The following is a 14,898-nucleotide window of genomic DNA, read 5'->3' as shown; positions in this document are numbered from 1 at the left end:
CCGGGGTACGCCGCAAACCTACGGCACCGTTGGCCCCGAAACCTACGATGTCGTAACCTGGGCGGCAATGGCGCGGCACACTGCGCCCCGGAATTACAGGAAACGGGCGTCCTCGACAATGGTTCAGAAATCGGTTCAGGGCATCAAGGCGTGGCTGGAAGCGCCGGTCGCCGAGGCCAAGATGGCCGGGAAGACCCGGCTCGACGCCCTGCGTGGCGCGGCGGCACGGGTCACCACCCCGCTGCTGCCCGACGACTACCTGCACCTGGTGAATCCGCTGTGGTCGGCGCGTGAGCTGCGCGGCCGCATCGTCGAGGTGCGGCCGGAGACCGCGGATTCGGTGACCCTGGTGATCCGGCCGGGCTGGGGCTTCGACTTCAAGTTCACTCCCGGTCAGTACATCGGCATCGGTGTGCTGGTGGACGGCCGCTGGCACTGGCGCTCGTATTCGCTGACCTGCCCGCCGGACTGGACCGACGCCGGCAACCGCCGCAAGCGGCTGATCTCCATCGCGGTGAAGGCGATGCCGGAGGGCTTCCTGTCCAGCCACCTGGTCAACGGTGTTCCGGCCGGCACGATCGTGCGGCTGGCCGCGCCGCAGGGCGGTTTCGTGCTTCCCGAGCCGGCACCGGCGAAGGTGCTCTTCGTGACCGCGGGCAGCGGTATCACGCCGGTGATGGCGATGCTGCGCACCCTGGACCGGCGCGGCCAGTGGCCCGATGTCGTGCACATCCATTCGGCGCGCGCCGCCGAGGACGTCATGTTCGGCGACGAGTTGAAGGCGCTGTCCGCGGCGCACCCCAACTTCACCTCGCATCTGCACCTGACCGGCACCCAGGGCAAGTTCTCCCTCGCCGAGCTGGACACCCTGTACCCGGATTGGCGGGAGCGCGAGACCTGGGCCTGCGGTCCGGCCGCCCTGCTCACCGACATCGAAAATCATTGGGCCGCAGCAGGTGTCAGCGACAAGCTGCACGTCGAGCGGTTCGAGGTGGAGCGGGCGGCGAGCGGCGAGGGCGGCACCGTCACCTTCGCGCGCGCCGGTCGCTCGGTCGAGATCGACGGCGCCACCAGCCTGCTGCAGGCCGGTGAGCAGGCCGGTGTGCAGATGCCGTTCGGCTGCCGGATGGGCATCTGCCAGACTTGTGTGGTCACCCTCACCGAAGGCCACACCCGCGATCTCCGCAACGGTGCGGAACGGCAGGCCGGAGAAAAGATCCAGACCTGCATCTCGGTCGCGGCGGGCGACTGCACCCTCGACGTCTGACACTGCCGCGGCGCGTACGAGTCGCACCCTGCAGCGCGGTCGGCGCAGGTCAGCTACCCTCGAACTCAATCCCTCACGTCCACATCGGCCGTGCGTATCGCACCGAAATCGGAGAACAAAGTCATGGCCATCGCCGATATCGGTGCGTACGCGCACCTGACCGAGGCCGATATCGAAGCTCTCGGCCGGGAGCTCGACGTGATCCGCCGCGACGTCGAACATTCACTGGGGGCGCGCGACGCCAAATACATTCGCCGCAGCATCCGCGCGCAGCGGCTGCTGGAGGCGACGGCTCGCGCCACCCTGTTCGGCAGCCGCAACAAGTGGGCCTGGCTGGCGGGGACCGGCATGCTCGCGGTCGCCAAGATCATCGAGAACATGGAGCTCGGGCACAACATCAGCCACGGGCAGTGGGACTGGATGAACGACCCGGAGATCCACTCCACCACGTGGGAGTGGGACATGACGGGCACGTCGGGGCAGTGGAAGCGGGCGCACAACTACTCGCACCACACCTACACCAACATCATGGACATGGACGACGACCTCGGGTTCGGCATCCTGCGCATGACCCGGGACATGGAGTGGCGTCCGATCAATCTGGCGCAGCCGGTGGCGAACCTGATCCTGGCGGCCACCTTCGAGTGGGGTATCGCCCTGCACGACCTCAGTATCGAGAAGCAGCTGTCCGGCGTCCCGTCGGCGCAGTTGCTCTCCGAGCCGAACAAGCGGTTCTTCCGCAAGGCCGGCCGTCAGGTCGCGAAGGACTTCGTCATCCACCCGCTGCTGACCGGTCCGGCCTGGAAGCGGACGCTGCAGGCGAACCTCGCCGCGAATCTGATCCGCAACCTGTGGGCCTACGCGGTGATCTTCTGCGGCCACTTCCCCGACGGCGCCGAGAAGTTCACCAAGGATCAGTTCACCGACGAGACCCGGGCCGAGTGGTACCTGCGCCAGATGCTGGGCAGCGCCAACTTCGAGGCGGGTCCGGCCATGGCGTTCATGAGCGGCAACCTCTGCTACCAGATCGAGCACCACCTGTTCCCGGATCTGCCCAGCAACCGGTACCCGGAGATCTCGGAGCGGGTCCGGCAGCTGTGCGACAAGTACGACCTGCCCTACACCACCGGTTCGCTGGGTAAGCAGTATCTGCTCGCCTTCCGGACCATCCACAAGCTCGCGCTGCCGGACCGGTTCCTCAAGCGCACCGCCGACGATGCGCCGGAGACGGCGTCGGAACGCAAGTTCGCGGACCGGTTCCCGGCGGCGGCCGGCTTCTTCGCCGAGTACGAGCGTGGTCCGGTGGTCGATCCGGTCACCGGCCGGCGCCGCGGATTGCGGTCCGCGCTGGCCGAGGCCAAGGTCGCGCTGCGCGAGAAGGCACGGCACGCCCGAGATGCCCGAGTGATGTAGATCACCCGAATTTCCTTGCCGGGACCGTAACCTACACTTCCGTAACCTACGGTAGGGTAGCCGCCATGGCGATCTCGGACGTGAAGGAATACGCACACCTCACTCCGGAGGACGTCGAGGCGATCGGCATCGAACTCGATGCCATCCGCCGCGACATCGAGTCCTCCCGGGGCGAGCGTGACGCTCGGTACATTCGCAATGTCATCCGACTGCAGCGAGTGCTCGAGCTGAGCGGGCGTGGCGTGCTATTCGCGAGCTTCCTACCGCCGGCCTGGATCGCCGGCGTCGCCCTGCTCGGCACGGCCAAGATCATCGAGAACATGGAGATCGGCCACAACGTCATGCACGGGCAGTGGGACTGGATGAACGATCCGGAAATCCACTCCACCACCTGGGAATGGGACAACGTCGGCCCGTCCGAGCACTGGAAGATCACGCACAACTTCCTGCACCACAAGTACACCAACGTGCTGGGCATGGACGACGACATCGGCTACGGCCTGCTGCGGGTCACCCGCGACCAGCGCTGGGCGCCGTTCTACCTCGGCCAGCCGGTGTACAACCTGCTGCTGCAGCTGCTGTTCGAGTACGGCGTCGCGATCCAGCACCTGGAGCTGGGCAAGCTGGCGAAGAAGAAGTGGGCCAAGGACAGCCCCGAGTACAAGCAGTTCCAGGCCGACCGCACGATGGTGCTGAAGAAGATCGGCAAGCAGGCTGGCAAGGACTACCTGCTGTTCCCGCTGCTCACCGGCCCGGCGTTCCTGTCCACACTCACCGCGAACATCGCCGCCAACATCGTGCGCAACGTGTGGACCAACGCGATCATCTTCTGCGGCCACTTCCCCGACGGCGCGGAGAAGTTCACCAAGTCCGACTGCGAGAACGAGACGCAGGGCGAGTGGTACCTGCGCCAGATGCTGGGCAGCGCCAACATCACCGGCGGCCGCCTGATGCACTTCATGTCCGGCAACCTGTCGCACCAGATCGAACACCACCTGTTCCCCGACCTGCCGAGCAACCGCTACGCGGACATCGCGGTCCGGGTCCGGGCGCTGTGCGACAAGTACGACCTGCCCTACACCACCGGTTCGTTCGGGGCCCAGTACTTCAAGGCGTGGCGCACGATCATGAAGCTGTCGCTGCCGAACAAGTACCTGCGCCGCACCACCGACGACGCACCCGAGACCAAGTCGGAAAAGGCCTTCGGCGGCACCGCCACCTTCGACGCGGCCGGCAAGCGCCGCGGCCTGCGCTCGGCACTGGCTGCCGGGCGCAAGCGCACCGCAGCGGTCGCCAAGCGCGCGGCGCATCCGGTCTCGGTCGGATAGGCCAGTCCCGCAACAGTTTTCGTTACACACGAATCCGACACCGGCCCCACGTCATTACGACGCGGGGCCGGTGTCGTACTCGGGTCCGAGCGGCTGGTTCACTGTCTTACGTGTTGCTCGAGACCGATATCTACGATGTGATCCGCCGTCGGCGTGACGTCCGTGCCGAATTCACCGGCGAGCTCGTCGACGACGACACGCTGCTGCGCATTCTCGACGCCGCCCACCGGGCGCCCAGTGTCGGCAATTCGCAGCCCTGGGACTTCGTGATCGTGCGCGATCGAGCCAAGCTGGAATCCTTCGCCGCGCACGTCGCCACCAAGCGCCGCGAGTTCCGCGCGAGCCTGCCACCGGACCGGGCCGCGACCTTCGAGCCGATCAAGATCGAGGGCATCACCGAGAGCGGCACCGGCATCGTCGTCACCCACGACGACAGCCGCGGCGGCCCGCACATCCTGGGCCGCGCCAGCGTGCCCGAGACCGGGCTGTACTCCACGATCCTGGCCATCCAGAACCTGTGGCTGGCCGCCACCGCCGAGGGCATCGGTGTCGGCTGGGTCAGCTTCTACGACACCCCGGTGCTCGCCGACCTGGTCCGGCTGCCCGAGGGCGTGCGCCCGGTCGCGTGGTTGTGCGTCGGCCCGGTCGAGCAGTTCCAGGAGACCCCCGATCTGGAACGGTTCGGCTGGCGCAACCGCCGCCCGCTCACCGACGCCATCCACCATGAGAGCTTCGGCGCCGGCGCCTGACACCGGGCGTCAGGCAGTCAGGCGGGCGTCGAAGTGCGCCTGCGCGGCCGCGATGTCGTCCATGTGGTCGTAGGCCCAGCCACGCAGCGCCGAGACGGCCGCACACAGGCTGTGCCCCATCGGGGTGAGTTCGTATTCGACGGTCGCGGGCACGGTCGCGTACACCCGCCGCTCGACCATGCCGTCCCGTTCCAGGTTCCGCAGGGTCTGGGTCAGCATCTTCTGCGTGACGCCCTCCACCCGCCGGCGCAGCTCCGAGAAGCGCAGCGTGCCGGGTTCCAGCGCGAGCAGGATCAGCCCGGTCCAGCGCTCGCCGATGCGGTCGAAAACCTGCCGGCTGGGGCACTTCGCGGACAGTACGTCCCAGCCCGGAACACCGGTGAACTCGTTGGTTTCCACCAGGTACCTATACCACTGATTACTGCCTCCTTCCGGCGTGCTCGACCCGGTCATACCGTCGAATCCGCACGAAAGATCCTTCCCCGGTAGGGATCTCGATCGAACGGAGCAGGTAATGAAGGCATGGACCGCGACCGACGCGAAGCACGGCGCCGCACATCCGATCGAGCTCGCCGACGTGGCCGAGCCGGTACCGGCATCGAACCAGGCGGTGGTCGAGGTGACCGCGTTCTCGGTGAACCGTGGCGAATTCCTCGGTCTCACCGGCGCTTACGGGCCCGGCCGCACCGCGGGCACCGTCCCCGGCCAGGATGTCGCGGGCCGGGTGGTGGTCGCGGCGGCGGACGGCAGCGGCCCGCAGGCGGGTGAGCGGGTCGTCGCGCACCCGGACGGCGGCGGCTGGGCCGAGCGGGTCGCCGTCGCCACCGATCTCCTCACCACGCTGCCGGACCACGTCTCCGACGAGATCGCGGCATCGCTGCCGCTGGCCGGAATCACCGCGATCCGATTGCTGCGCAAGGCCGGAGACGTTACCGGCCGCCGGGTACTGGTGACCGGCGCGTCCGGCGGTGTCGGCCACCTACTGGTCGAGCTACTGGTCGCCGCCGGTGCCGCCGTAACCGCGGTCGCCGCCACGGCGGACCGCGGACAGCGGCTGGCGGCGTTCGGCGCCGAGTTCGTCACCGAGATCGCCCGCGACGGTGAACCTTTCGAGTTGATCCTGGAATCGGTCGGCGGCGCGACCTTCGCGGCGGCGCTGGCGCGGCTGGCGCCGGGCGGCACGGTGATCTGGTTCGGCCAAGCCGGTCTGGAACCGATCAGCCTGGACTTCTTCGAACTGATCGGCTCGACACCGTTGGCGCTGCACCACTTCCCGCACTGGGTGTCCGACCGTTCGGACGCCACCGACCTCGCCGAACTGGTGTCCGCGGTCGCGGCGGGCACGCTGCACCCCGAGCTGGGACGCGTCACCGACTGGGCCGAAACACCCACGGCACTGGCCGATCTCGCCGCCCGCCGCATCCGCGGCAACGCGGTACTCACCGTGCGGCGCTGAGGGATTCGCGCCTGCGGTCCACGCTCGGCGAGGACTGCGGCGGCCCCGATTCCGCCGGCACGCAGACCCGCCGCAGCGGAGGGGATGTGCCGACAGTCTCCGCTCCACCCGGGTCGCGGACCTGCGATCCGCACGGCGCGGACCACATAGGCTGCGATCAGATGCTTTCCAGCACCGCCGCGGCACCGATCCCACCGGCCGCGCAGATGCCCAGCAGCGCAGTGGATTTGCCGGTGATGGCGAGTTCGTTGGCCATGGTCGCGACCATGCGGGCACCGGTGGCGGCGAAGGGGTGGCCGAGCGCGACCGAGCCACCGTGCACGTTCAGGATCGCGGGATCGATCTCGCCCACCGCGGTGTCGCGGCCCAGCTTGGCCTGCGCCCATTCGTCGCTGGCCAGGGCGGACAGCACGGACAGGGTCTGGGCGGCGAAGGCCTCGTGGATGTCGACGAGGTCGATGTCGCTCAGGCTCAGCCCGGCCTTGTCCAGCGCGCGCGGCATCGCCACCGCCGGGCCGATGAGGACCTGATCGGCCGGATCCACGCTGATGTAACTCCAGGAGCGGAAGGCGGCCAGCGGCACGAAGCCCAGGTCACGGGCCCGTTCCTCGCTCATGATCAAAACCGCTGCGGCGCCGTCGGTCAGCGGGCTGGAGTTGCCGGCGGTGACGGTGCCGTCGGCGGCGAAGACCGGGGGCAGCCCGGCCAGCTTCTCGACACTGGTCTGCGGCCGGACCAGCCCGTCGGCGGTGATCGAAACACCTTCGGGGGTGACAACTTCGAGCACCTCACGGTCGAAGCGGCCGGAGGCGGCGGCCGCCGCGGCGCGGTGGTGCGAGCGGACCGCGAACTCGTCCTGGGCCGCGCGGGTGATGCCGTGGATGCGGGCCATCTTCTCCGCCGACTCCCCCATCACCTCGCCGGTGGTCCGTTCGGCGATCTTCGGCCGGGTCGGGAGCAGGTCGGTGAACGGCGCCAGTTGCGCGATCGCGGACAGATAGTCCTTGGTCTTCGGCTTGCCGAGCGCCAGCGGCGCACCCGCGTGCACCACCTTCTGCGGCAGTTTCACTTCGGCATTGCTGGTGGAATCGCTTCCGCCGGCGATCATCACGTCGTATTCGCCGCGCTCGATCGCCGCGGCCGCCGCGGTCACCGCCTGCAGGCCGGACGCGCAGGCCCGGGTCACTGTGTAACCCTCGCAGCCGGAGTCGACGCCCAGGTCCAGGTCGATGGCGATCTCGCGGGCGAGGTTGGGTGCCCCGCTCGGCAGAACCACACCACCCCAGACGACGGCCTGAACCAGCTCCTTGGGGAGGTCCACCCGGCTCAGCAGGCCGCCGACCGCGGCGTCGGCCAGGGCGATGGAATCCATGCGGGTGAAGTCGGTGAACGCGCGCAGGAACGGAGTCCGGGCTCCGGCGACGATGACAGCGCGACGGGCGGCGGTGGCGGCCACGGCAAATCCTTTCGAGGGCAGTACCGCCGACCAACTTACCGGACAGTAAGATCGGTCGGGTCGATATGCCCGGTTCGCCCCCCGAACGCGTTCCGCCGCACCGCATTTCGGCTGCGGAAACGGCTCGAGCAGGGCCCGGATTCCGGGACCTGCTCGAGATCAGGGGTAACGGCGCTCAGGCCAGTCGGATCAGGCCGTAGTCGAAGGCGTGCCGCCGGTACACGACCGAAGGCCGGTCGGACTCACGGTCGTGGAAGAGGAAGAAGTCGTGACCGACGAGCTCCATCTGGTACAGGGCGTCGTCGACCGACATGGGATTGGCCGGGTGGACCTTGGTCCGGACGATGTGACCGGGACCGTCGTGCTCGTCGGATTCCAGCTCACCGAGCCGCTCGGACCGGTGATCGTGCACGGACTCGCCGTCGAGGGCCGGAGAGGTGAGCGAGTCGTCGATCAGATCGGCGGTGGCCTCGGCCACCGAAACCGGCGTCTTCTCGCCATAGTGGACGCGACGGCGATCCTTGGTCCGGCGCAGGCGGCTCTCCAGTTTCTGGGCGGCCTGCTCGAGCGCGGCGTAGAAGCTGTCGGCGCACGCCTCGGACCGGACGACCGGGCCCTTGCCTCGCGAGGTGATCTCTATACGCTGACAACTCTTGCGCTGCCGACGATTTCGCTCGTGGAACAGCTCGACGTCGAACAGGTAGATGGAGGAATCGAACCGTTCGAGCCTCGACAATCGGTCGGCGACATGAATGCGGAAATGATCGGGAACTTCGACATTGCGGCCCTTCACCACAAAATCGGCGCCGGGGGTGCGAACCCCCTCGGTGAACTCCGCTCCGTTGACGTTCGGTGCCGCCGGGGGCTCTCCGAAACGGACCGGGGTCTCTGCATCTTTCACTGAAGGACGTGAAGTCGTCACGCGTACCTCCCGGATCTGGCCACACACTCGACGCATGCGCGGCGGAAATCGGTCGCACCGGGTGAGACCGCCCGGCACGAAGTCGGACGAGGCGCCACCTCCAAACTCTGGGTTCGGGTGTCTATCGCTCCGAACGCCACGCTATCCCCATGACGTGCGGTCCGCCAGTATTCACGCAATATTCGCCTGATCACACAGCGCAGGTCACCACCACGGCGCGGACGTCGATCCCGGCCGCACGCAGTGCGCGCGTCGACTCGGTCGCGGTCGCGCCGGTGGTCAGCACATCGTCCACCAGCACCACCTCGGCATCCGGTGTCAGTCCGGCCCGAGCCACGCGTCTCGGTACCGTCACGATCCGGCCACGCAGGTTGAGCAGCCGCGCGCGGGGACCCAGGCCCACCGAATCCCGCACCCCGGGTCGCATGCGTAACAACGGTGCACTGCGACACCCGGCCAGCGAACTCGCGGCGATGCGCGCCACCCGCGCGACCGGGTCACCGCCGCGGCGGCGGGCCGCCGCACGGCGGCTCGGCGCGGGCACGATAACCAGCGGCCGGTCGCGGGCCCGCAATCGATCCAGCCCCCGAGCCAACGCCACCCCCAGCGGCACCGCCAGGTCGCGCCGACCGTGTTCCTTGGCCGCGATCACCGCCCGCCGCCGGGCACCGGCGTAACTGCCGATCGCCCAGCACGGCACCCCCGGATCACTGCGCGGCCGCACCCGGACCGGCCCGGTCCGCAGCTCCCCCGCGCACGACGGGCACCAACCCGTCCCCGGCTCGTCACATCCCCCGCACAGCTGCGGCAGGACCAACTCCAGCAACGTCAGCATGCGGGCAGTATGCGCTCGAGCTCCGACACCGAACCGCAGCCGCACACGCCTCGACGGCGCACCGGTCCGGCCGCACGCGTCCGACAGCCGGGCGCCCGACCATGCCGTTGCACCGAGTGCGGCACAGTCGGCCCAGCTCAGCCGGGCAGTACCGGACTCACCGACGGCCCGGTCAGCCCCGGCACCTCCCGCCAGAACCGATCACTGCTCGGCTCCGAGGACTGCAGCTGCAACACCGCGCGGGAATCCGCCACGTACTGCACATCCGGCGTGGCACTGACCACCCGCAGCGGCGGCGTCAGGTTCTGGCTCGGTTCGACCGTCCAGTCCGAGCCGTCGATCGAATAGGTCTGCACCGGATCCACACTGCCCTCGCGGGTGAGGATGATGGTGTCGGCGGTGATCCAGTCCAGGGAGACGGCGTTGGTGCTCAACCCCACCGCGACCGGCTCGGGCGCGGTCAGGGCATAGGTGCCGTCCGGCCGCACCACCACCACCGCGATGTATACCCGCCCGCCGGCGATCAGCGCCGCCCGCGCCCCGGAATGGGAGACCCGCAGCTCGGTGATCGGCGCCCGCGACGCCTGGACCGAACCCACCTGCGGCGCGTCGACGATCGCCGTGGCGTCGACGTCCTGCACCGACACATTGCCGGTGGTGTGGTCGTGGACCGCGCGGATCACATGCTCGCCGTCGATCACCGCCCACGCCGAGCCGCCGTCGAACGTCCACGACGGCCGGGTGATCGTATTCCCTTGCGCCACCGGGAAGAAGGTGCCGTCGTAGCTGCCGACCAGCAGGGTGTGCGCCGGTTCCGGCGCGGGACGCCCGCTGTCGGCGACCGCGGCCACCAGCTGCCCGTCCTGCGACAGCGCCACCGACTGCAGATTGTGCGAGCTGCCGAAATAGCCGGGTGCCGGGGTGATCGAGCCGTTGTCGTCGACCGACACCAGCCCACCGTCGCGCAACGCGTGCAACCCGACCCGGCTGTGCTCGCCGGTCGCACTGCTCAGCGAGTTCACGTCCGACACCGACCAGCCGGTGACCGCGTACCGCTCGTCGAGCGGTTTCCCGTCGGCCAGTAGCAGGTACGGTCCCAGCACCTCGGCACCGGCCAGCGTCAACACCACTTCCGCGGCCAGCAGTTCCTTGCTGTGCGGGTCCAGGGTGGAGGCCCCGGTGAAGTCCAGCTGGATTCCGCCGAGGCCGACACCGACCTCGGTGGGATCACCGTTGGCCTTGGTGACGGTGCCCTTCAGCGAGATCGGCGGGGCGAGCATGTTGCGGACGGCCGGCGCCAGAGCCGGCGGCGGTCCCTGCTGCAGCATGGCGACCAGCCGCCCGGCCAGCTGCTCCTTCGGGGCGGCGACCCAGCGCAGGTCCGGAACCACCGTGGTCCCGGCCAGATTGGGGAAGTACAGCGTGTAGCGCCGGTACGACTTGGCGAACGCCGTGCGTTCGATGACCACGCCCGGTTCCAGGACCGCGATCCGCCACTCCGAGCCGACCTTCGCCATGTCGATCCGGGTCTCGACGGTGCCGTCGGCGGCGTGGTACGACCCGTCGGGCGCGAGTTGCCCGATCTTGTGGGCGCGGACCACGTAGGTGGCCGCGTCCGCGGTCCGGGATTCGCGCAGTGTGTCGGGCTTCTCCACGATCACCGTGTCGGCGTGGTCGTCCCAGGCCGAGGCCGCGTCGGGGGTGAGGTACTGCCGCGCGGTCTGGTGGTTTCCGGTGGGGTCGGCGGTGGCCTGCAGGAAGTCCCGCAGCAGCAGATCGGGGTCGCGGCCCAGGGTGGGCGGCGGCGGCCCGGCCGACGTCGGCGCGCGGTCGATCGTGCCCAGTGCCTGCGGCGCCGAGGAGTCCGGCAGATTCGCGCAGCCGGAGGCGATCAGGCAGCCGGTCATCAGCACCAGCAGCATCCGCAGCCGCCGGGACAGCCGCACCGGCCGGCCGGCCGCGCGCTGCCGCACAACCGATCCACCCGGGCGGAAGGTACGTTCGGCTCGCTCGCGAAGCTCGCTCACCGCTGTGCACCTCCGGGCTCGTCCTCGTCGCCGGCGGCCGGGGCCGCCGAGTCCGTCTCGTCCCCCGTCGTTTCCGTGTCGTCGTGGTCCTCGTGCGCCACCGGCCGCGTGGGCTCGGTGCGCTCCGACTCGCCGGCGTAGTCCCCCGCCGCGAAATCGTCCGCCGCCCAAGCAGTTCCGCCGCCGAGTGGCGTATCACCGTCGAGCTCACCAGGCCCCGATTCGCCGGAACCACCGAGCGGCGTATCGCCACCGAGGTCCGACTCGGCACCGGTGTCGTCTCCGCCGCCGAGCGCCCCGGCACCCGTGCCGCCGAGTTCCGCCGCAGTGTCGTCCACGGGCGCCGGAATGTCCACCACCACATGTCCGTCCCGCTTGGGCGGTTCCAGCGACAGCGGGCTGGGCCCGAGCTTACGCCCGCGCACCAGGGGCAGCGTGAGCCGGAAGCTCGCACCCACCCCGAGTTCGCCCCACGCCTCGAGCCGGCCGTTGTGCAGGTTCGCGTCCTCGACGCTGATCGACAGGCCGAGCCCGGTGCCGCCGGAGCGGCGCATCCGGGACGGGTCCGACCGCCAGAACCGGTTGAACACCAGCTTCTCTTCCCCGGGCCGCAGGCCGATGCCCTGGTCGCGTACGACGATCGCGACCGCGTTGGCGTCGGTGTCGCCGCGCATCCGGATCAGCACCGGCTTGCCCTCGCTGTGGTCGATCGCGTTGGCGAGCAGATTGCGCAGCACCCGCTCGACGCGGCGCGGGTCGACCTCGGCGACCAGCGGCTCGTCGGGGATATCGCTGATCACCTCGATACCGGCCTCCCGGGCCAGATGCCGCACGGTGGAAATAGCGGCCCGCGCGCACATCCGCACGTCCAGCGACTCGATCTGCAGTTCGGCCACACCGGCGTCGTGCCGGCTGATCTCGAGCAGGTCGTTGAGCAGGCCCTCGAACCGGTCCAGTTCGGTGACCAGCAGTTCCGAACTGCGGGCCAGCGCGGGATCGAGATCGTCGCTGGAGCCGTGGATCAGGTCGGCGGCCATGCGGACCGTGGTGAGCGGGGTCCGCAGTTCGTGGCTGACGTCGGAGGTGAACCGGCGCTGCAGATTGCCGAACTCCTCGAGCTGGGTGATCTGTGTCGACAGGCTCTCGGCCATCTCGTTGAACGACATGGCCAGTTTCGCCATATCGTCCTCGCCCCGGACCAGCATGCGTTCCTTGAGCCGGCCGTCGGCGAACCGGCTCGCGATCCGGGCGGCCGACCGGATCGGCAACACAACCTGGCGGGTCACCAGCGCGGTGATCGCGGCCAGCAGCACGAGCAGCACGATCCCGCCGATCAGCATGGTGCCGCGCATCAGGCTGAGGCTGCGCTGCTCGTTGGTGAGCGGGAAGATCAGGTAGATCTCCAGCGACGGCACCTCGGCGCTCGGGCTGCCGATGATCAGCACCGGGCCGTGGTAGCCGTCGATGGTGGACACCGTGGCGAACTGGTAGCTCACCTGGTTCTGCTGCACGAAACGGCGCAGCTCCCCGGGGATCTCCTGGATCGGCCCAGCCGAGATCTCCTGTTCGGAGTCACCCACCATGGCCAGCGCGGTGTCGAAATTGCCCGCCGCGCCGCTGGATTGGGCCGATCCGCCGGAGGACAGCGCATTGCGCGCGGTCTCGAGCTGGGCCAGCTGGGTGCTCGAATCGTGCACGCCGGTCAGCTGACTCTCGACGGTGTTGCGGGCGCGGCCCATCTCCTCGACCGCCGCGTTGATCTTGGCGTCGAGCAGACGGTCGGTGATCTGGCTGGTCAGCACGACGCCGAGAATGGTGATGACGATCAGCGACAACGTCAGCGTCGACACCACGACACGCAGCTGCAGCGAACGCCGCCACAGATGGCCCAGCGCCTCACCTACGGCCTTGGACCAGGCCATCACAGCCGCCAGTAGCCGCTCGACACGGCCCCTGGAGCTATCGGTCACGTCATGCCCTCGCCGGTGCTCGAGCATGCCGCGACGGATACCGTGCCGCACTCGATCACGGCGGTCCGGCCTTGTAGCCGACGCCGCGGACGGTCAGCACGATCTCCGGGTTCTCGGGATCCTTCTCGACCTTCGCGCGCAACCGCTGGACGTGCACATTGACCAGCCGGGTGTCGGCGGCGTGCCGATATCCCCAGACCTGTTCGAGCAGCACCTCGCGGGTGAACACCTGGCGCGGCTTGCGGGCCAGCGCCACCAGCAGGTCGAACTCCAGCGGGGTGAGCGAGATCTGGTGACCACCCCGAGTCACCTTGTGGGCCGGGACGTCGATCACGATGTCGGCGATCGACAGCAGTTCGGCCGGCTCGTCCTCGGTACGGCGCAGCCGGGCACGCACCCGGGCGACCAGTTCCTTGGGCTTGAACGGTTTGACGATGTAGTCGTCGGCGCCCGACTCCAGGCCCAGTACCACGTCGACCGTGTCGGTCTTGGCGGTGAGCATGACGATGGGAACACCGGAATCGGCCCGTAGCACGCGGCATACGTCGATGCCGTTCATGCCGGGCAGCATGAGATCCAGCAGCACCAGATCCGGGCGCAATTCCCGGACCGCGCTGAGCGCCTGTGTGCCGTCACCGACCACATGGGGATCGAAACCCTCACCGCGCAAGACGATCGTCAGCATCTCGGCGAGCGCCATATCGTCGTCGACGACCAGAATCTTCGGCTTCATAACAACTATGGTGTCATCTCTCCGAGTCGGGGCGGGCAATTCAGGCGAACACAGATACGTTTTCGTCGTACATCCAACACTATTCCGATGCCGAGTACAGCAGGCGCGCCGTAAGTTCGGCCGCCCCGTCCGGACCGCAGACCCACCAGGGGCCGTGCCAGTCACGCTGCGCCAGCTCGCGATAGACCTGCGCGGTGCGGCGCTGGAGTTCGGCGTCACGCTCGTAGGCGTCGAGCGCCCGGGCGTCGTCGAGTTGCCCACGACGACGAGCCCGTTCGGCGGCGAGCTCGACGGGCACATCGAGCAGCACCTGAATGTCGGGGTGCGGCAACGAGAATCGCGCGAACTCCAATTCCGCTACCCAAGTTGCCATTTCACCATCGGCGCTCTGGCCGAGCCGAGCCGCGTTGTAGGCGGCGTTGGAGGCGACATAGCGATCCAGCAGCACGATGTCGTTGTCGGCCAACAGTTTCGCGATGTCGTCACGGGCGTCGGCGCGGTCCAGCGCGAACAGGGTCGCCATGGCGTTGACCGATGTCGCGAGGTCGCCGTGCCGGCCGCGCAGCGCCTCGGCCGCGAGGTCGGCGTGGACGGAGATTCCGTAGCGCGGGAAGGCGAGGGTTTCGACGGTCCGGCCCTTCGCTCGCAGGCCCGCCGCGACGGCATCGATCAGGGTGCGCTTGCCCGCCCCGTCGAGTCCTTCCACCGCCACCAATACACCCATGCCGTGCAGGCTACCCGT

The 14,898-nt window shown here is 68.9% G+C and carries 13 protein-coding genes; 5 read left to right on the top strand and 8 right to left on the bottom strand.

The genetic code is table 11. From position 1 onward, the window contains the following. Positions 1-118: 118 nt before the first annotated feature. The 4 genes from EBN03_RS02095 (at position 119) to bluB (ending at position 4,757) form a co-directional block, all read left to right on the top strand. Complete coding sequence (locus tag EBN03_RS02095) at positions 119-1,267, top strand: ferredoxin reductase (RefSeq protein WP_122186101.1); 1,149 nt, start codon at positions 119-121, stop codon at positions 1,265-1,267. 123 nt (positions 1,268-1,390) lie between these two features. Continuing rightward, complete coding sequence (locus EBN03_RS02090) at positions 1,391-2,680, top strand: fatty acid desaturase family protein (RefSeq protein WP_122186100.1); 1,290 nt, start codon at positions 1,391-1,393, stop codon at positions 2,678-2,680. Positions 2,681-2,745: 65 nt separating this feature from the next. Continuing rightward, a complete protein-coding gene (locus EBN03_RS02085) occupies positions 2,746-4,008 on the top strand; it encodes a fatty acid desaturase family protein (RefSeq protein ID WP_122186099.1) in 1,263 nt (420 codons plus the stop codon). A gap of 110 nt (positions 4,009-4,118) precedes the next feature. Further along, a complete protein-coding gene (gene bluB / locus EBN03_RS02080) occupies positions 4,119-4,757 on the top strand; it encodes a 5,6-dimethylbenzimidazole synthase (RefSeq protein WP_407671067.1) in 639 nt (212 codons plus the stop codon). Positions 4,758-4,766: 9 nt separating this feature from the next. On the opposite strand, the gene EBN03_RS02075 is transcribed toward bluB, so the two are convergent. Further along, positions 4,767-5,156 carry a winged helix-turn-helix transcriptional regulator gene (locus tag EBN03_RS02075; protein WP_233608049.1) on the bottom strand — a complete coding sequence of 130 codons (390 nt, stop codon included), beginning with the start codon at positions 5,154-5,156 and terminating at the stop codon, positions 4,767-4,769. A 115-nt stretch (positions 5,157-5,271) separates the two neighbouring features. Between EBN03_RS02075 and EBN03_RS02070 the strand changes: the two genes are divergently transcribed. Beyond that, the gene (locus EBN03_RS02070; protein ID WP_122186097.1) at positions 5,272-6,213 is read left to right on the top strand and encodes a zinc-binding dehydrogenase; all 942 of its coding nucleotides are present in this window, start codon (positions 5,272-5,274) and stop codon (positions 6,211-6,213) included. A 157-nt stretch (positions 6,214-6,370) separates the two neighbouring features. Here EBN03_RS02070 and EBN03_RS02065 read toward each other — a convergent pair whose 3' ends face one another. The 7 genes from EBN03_RS02065 to EBN03_RS02035 all read right to left on the bottom strand — a co-directional run bounded on the left by EBN03_RS02065 (position 6,371) and on the right by EBN03_RS02035 (position 14,880). Then, a complete protein-coding gene (locus tag EBN03_RS02065) occupies positions 6,371-7,669 on the bottom strand; it encodes an acetyl-CoA C-acyltransferase (protein ID WP_122186096.1) in 1,299 nt (432 codons plus the stop codon). Between the two features lie 175 nt (positions 7,670-7,844). After that, entirely contained in the window at positions 7,845-8,570 is a 726-nt protein-coding gene (hpf, locus tag EBN03_RS02060; RefSeq protein WP_407671066.1) for a ribosome hibernation-promoting factor, HPF/YfiA family, read from the bottom strand. 211 nt (positions 8,571-8,781) lie between these two features. Next, complete coding sequence (locus EBN03_RS02055; protein WP_122186094.1) at positions 8,782-9,426, bottom strand: ComF family protein; 645 nt, start codon at positions 9,424-9,426, stop codon at positions 8,782-8,784. Positions 9,427-9,563: 137 nt separating this feature from the next. Beyond that, positions 9,564-11,348 carry an MtrAB system accessory lipoprotein LpqB gene (gene lpqB, locus EBN03_RS02050; protein WP_122186738.1) on the bottom strand — a complete coding sequence of 595 codons (1,785 nt, stop codon included), beginning with the start codon at positions 11,346-11,348 and terminating at the stop codon, positions 9,564-9,566. 101 nt (positions 11,349-11,449) lie between these two features. Then, a complete protein-coding gene (mtrB, locus tag EBN03_RS02045) occupies positions 11,450-13,375 on the bottom strand; it encodes an MtrAB system histidine kinase MtrB (protein ID WP_122186093.1) in 1,926 nt (641 codons plus the stop codon). 103 nt (positions 13,376-13,478) lie between these two features. Further along, positions 13,479-14,156, bottom strand: coding sequence for an MtrAB system response regulator MtrA (gene mtrA / locus EBN03_RS02040; protein ID WP_122186092.1), 678 nt, complete (start codon positions 14,154-14,156; stop codon positions 13,479-13,481). 79 nt (positions 14,157-14,235) lie between these two features. Next, the gene (locus EBN03_RS02035) at positions 14,236-14,880 is read right to left on the bottom strand and encodes a dTMP kinase (RefSeq protein ID WP_122186091.1); all 645 of its coding nucleotides are present in this window, start codon (positions 14,878-14,880) and stop codon (positions 14,236-14,238) included. Positions 14,881-14,898: the final 18 nt, after the last annotated feature.

Origin of the sequence: Nocardia stercoris (genome assembly GCF_003696265.1) — a bacterium.
GTDB classification, from domain to species: Bacteria; Actinomycetota; Actinomycetes; order Mycobacteriales; family Mycobacteriaceae; genus Nocardia; species Nocardia stercoris.
The sequence above is the reverse complement of the archived record's forward strand: the minus strand, read 5'-3'. Positions and strand labels throughout refer to the sequence as shown.

Coding starts and splice junctions, on each gene's coding strand:
- mtrB (WP_122186093.1), bottom strand. CDS start 13,375: ATGGCCTGGTCCAAGGCCGTAGGTGAGGCGCTGGGCCATCTGTGGCGG.
- EBN03_RS02055 (WP_122186094.1), bottom strand. CDS start 9,426: ATGCTGACGTTGCTGGAGTTGGTCCTGCCGCAGCTGTGCGGGGGATGT.
- EBN03_RS02090 (WP_122186100.1), top strand. CDS start 1,391: ATGGCCATCGCCGATATCGGTGCGTACGCGCACCTGACCGAGGCCGAT.
- EBN03_RS02070 (WP_122186097.1), top strand. CDS start 5,272: ATGAAGGCATGGACCGCGACCGACGCGAAGCACGGCGCCGCACATCCG.
- EBN03_RS02085 (WP_122186099.1), top strand. CDS start 2,746: ATGGCGATCTCGGACGTGAAGGAATACGCACACCTCACTCCGGAGGAC.
- EBN03_RS02095 (WP_122186101.1), top strand. CDS start 119: ATGGTTCAGAAATCGGTTCAGGGCATCAAGGCGTGGCTGGAAGCGCCG.
- mtrA (WP_122186092.1), bottom strand. CDS start 14,156: ATGAAGCCGAAGATTCTGGTCGTCGACGACGATATGGCGCTCGCCGAG.
- EBN03_RS02035 (WP_122186091.1), bottom strand. CDS start 14,880: ATGGGTGTATTGGTGGCGGTGGAAGGACTCGACGGGGCGGGCAAGCGC.
- lpqB (WP_122186738.1), bottom strand. CDS start 11,348: ATGCTGCTGGTGCTGATGACCGGCTGCCTGATCGCCTCCGGCTGCGCG.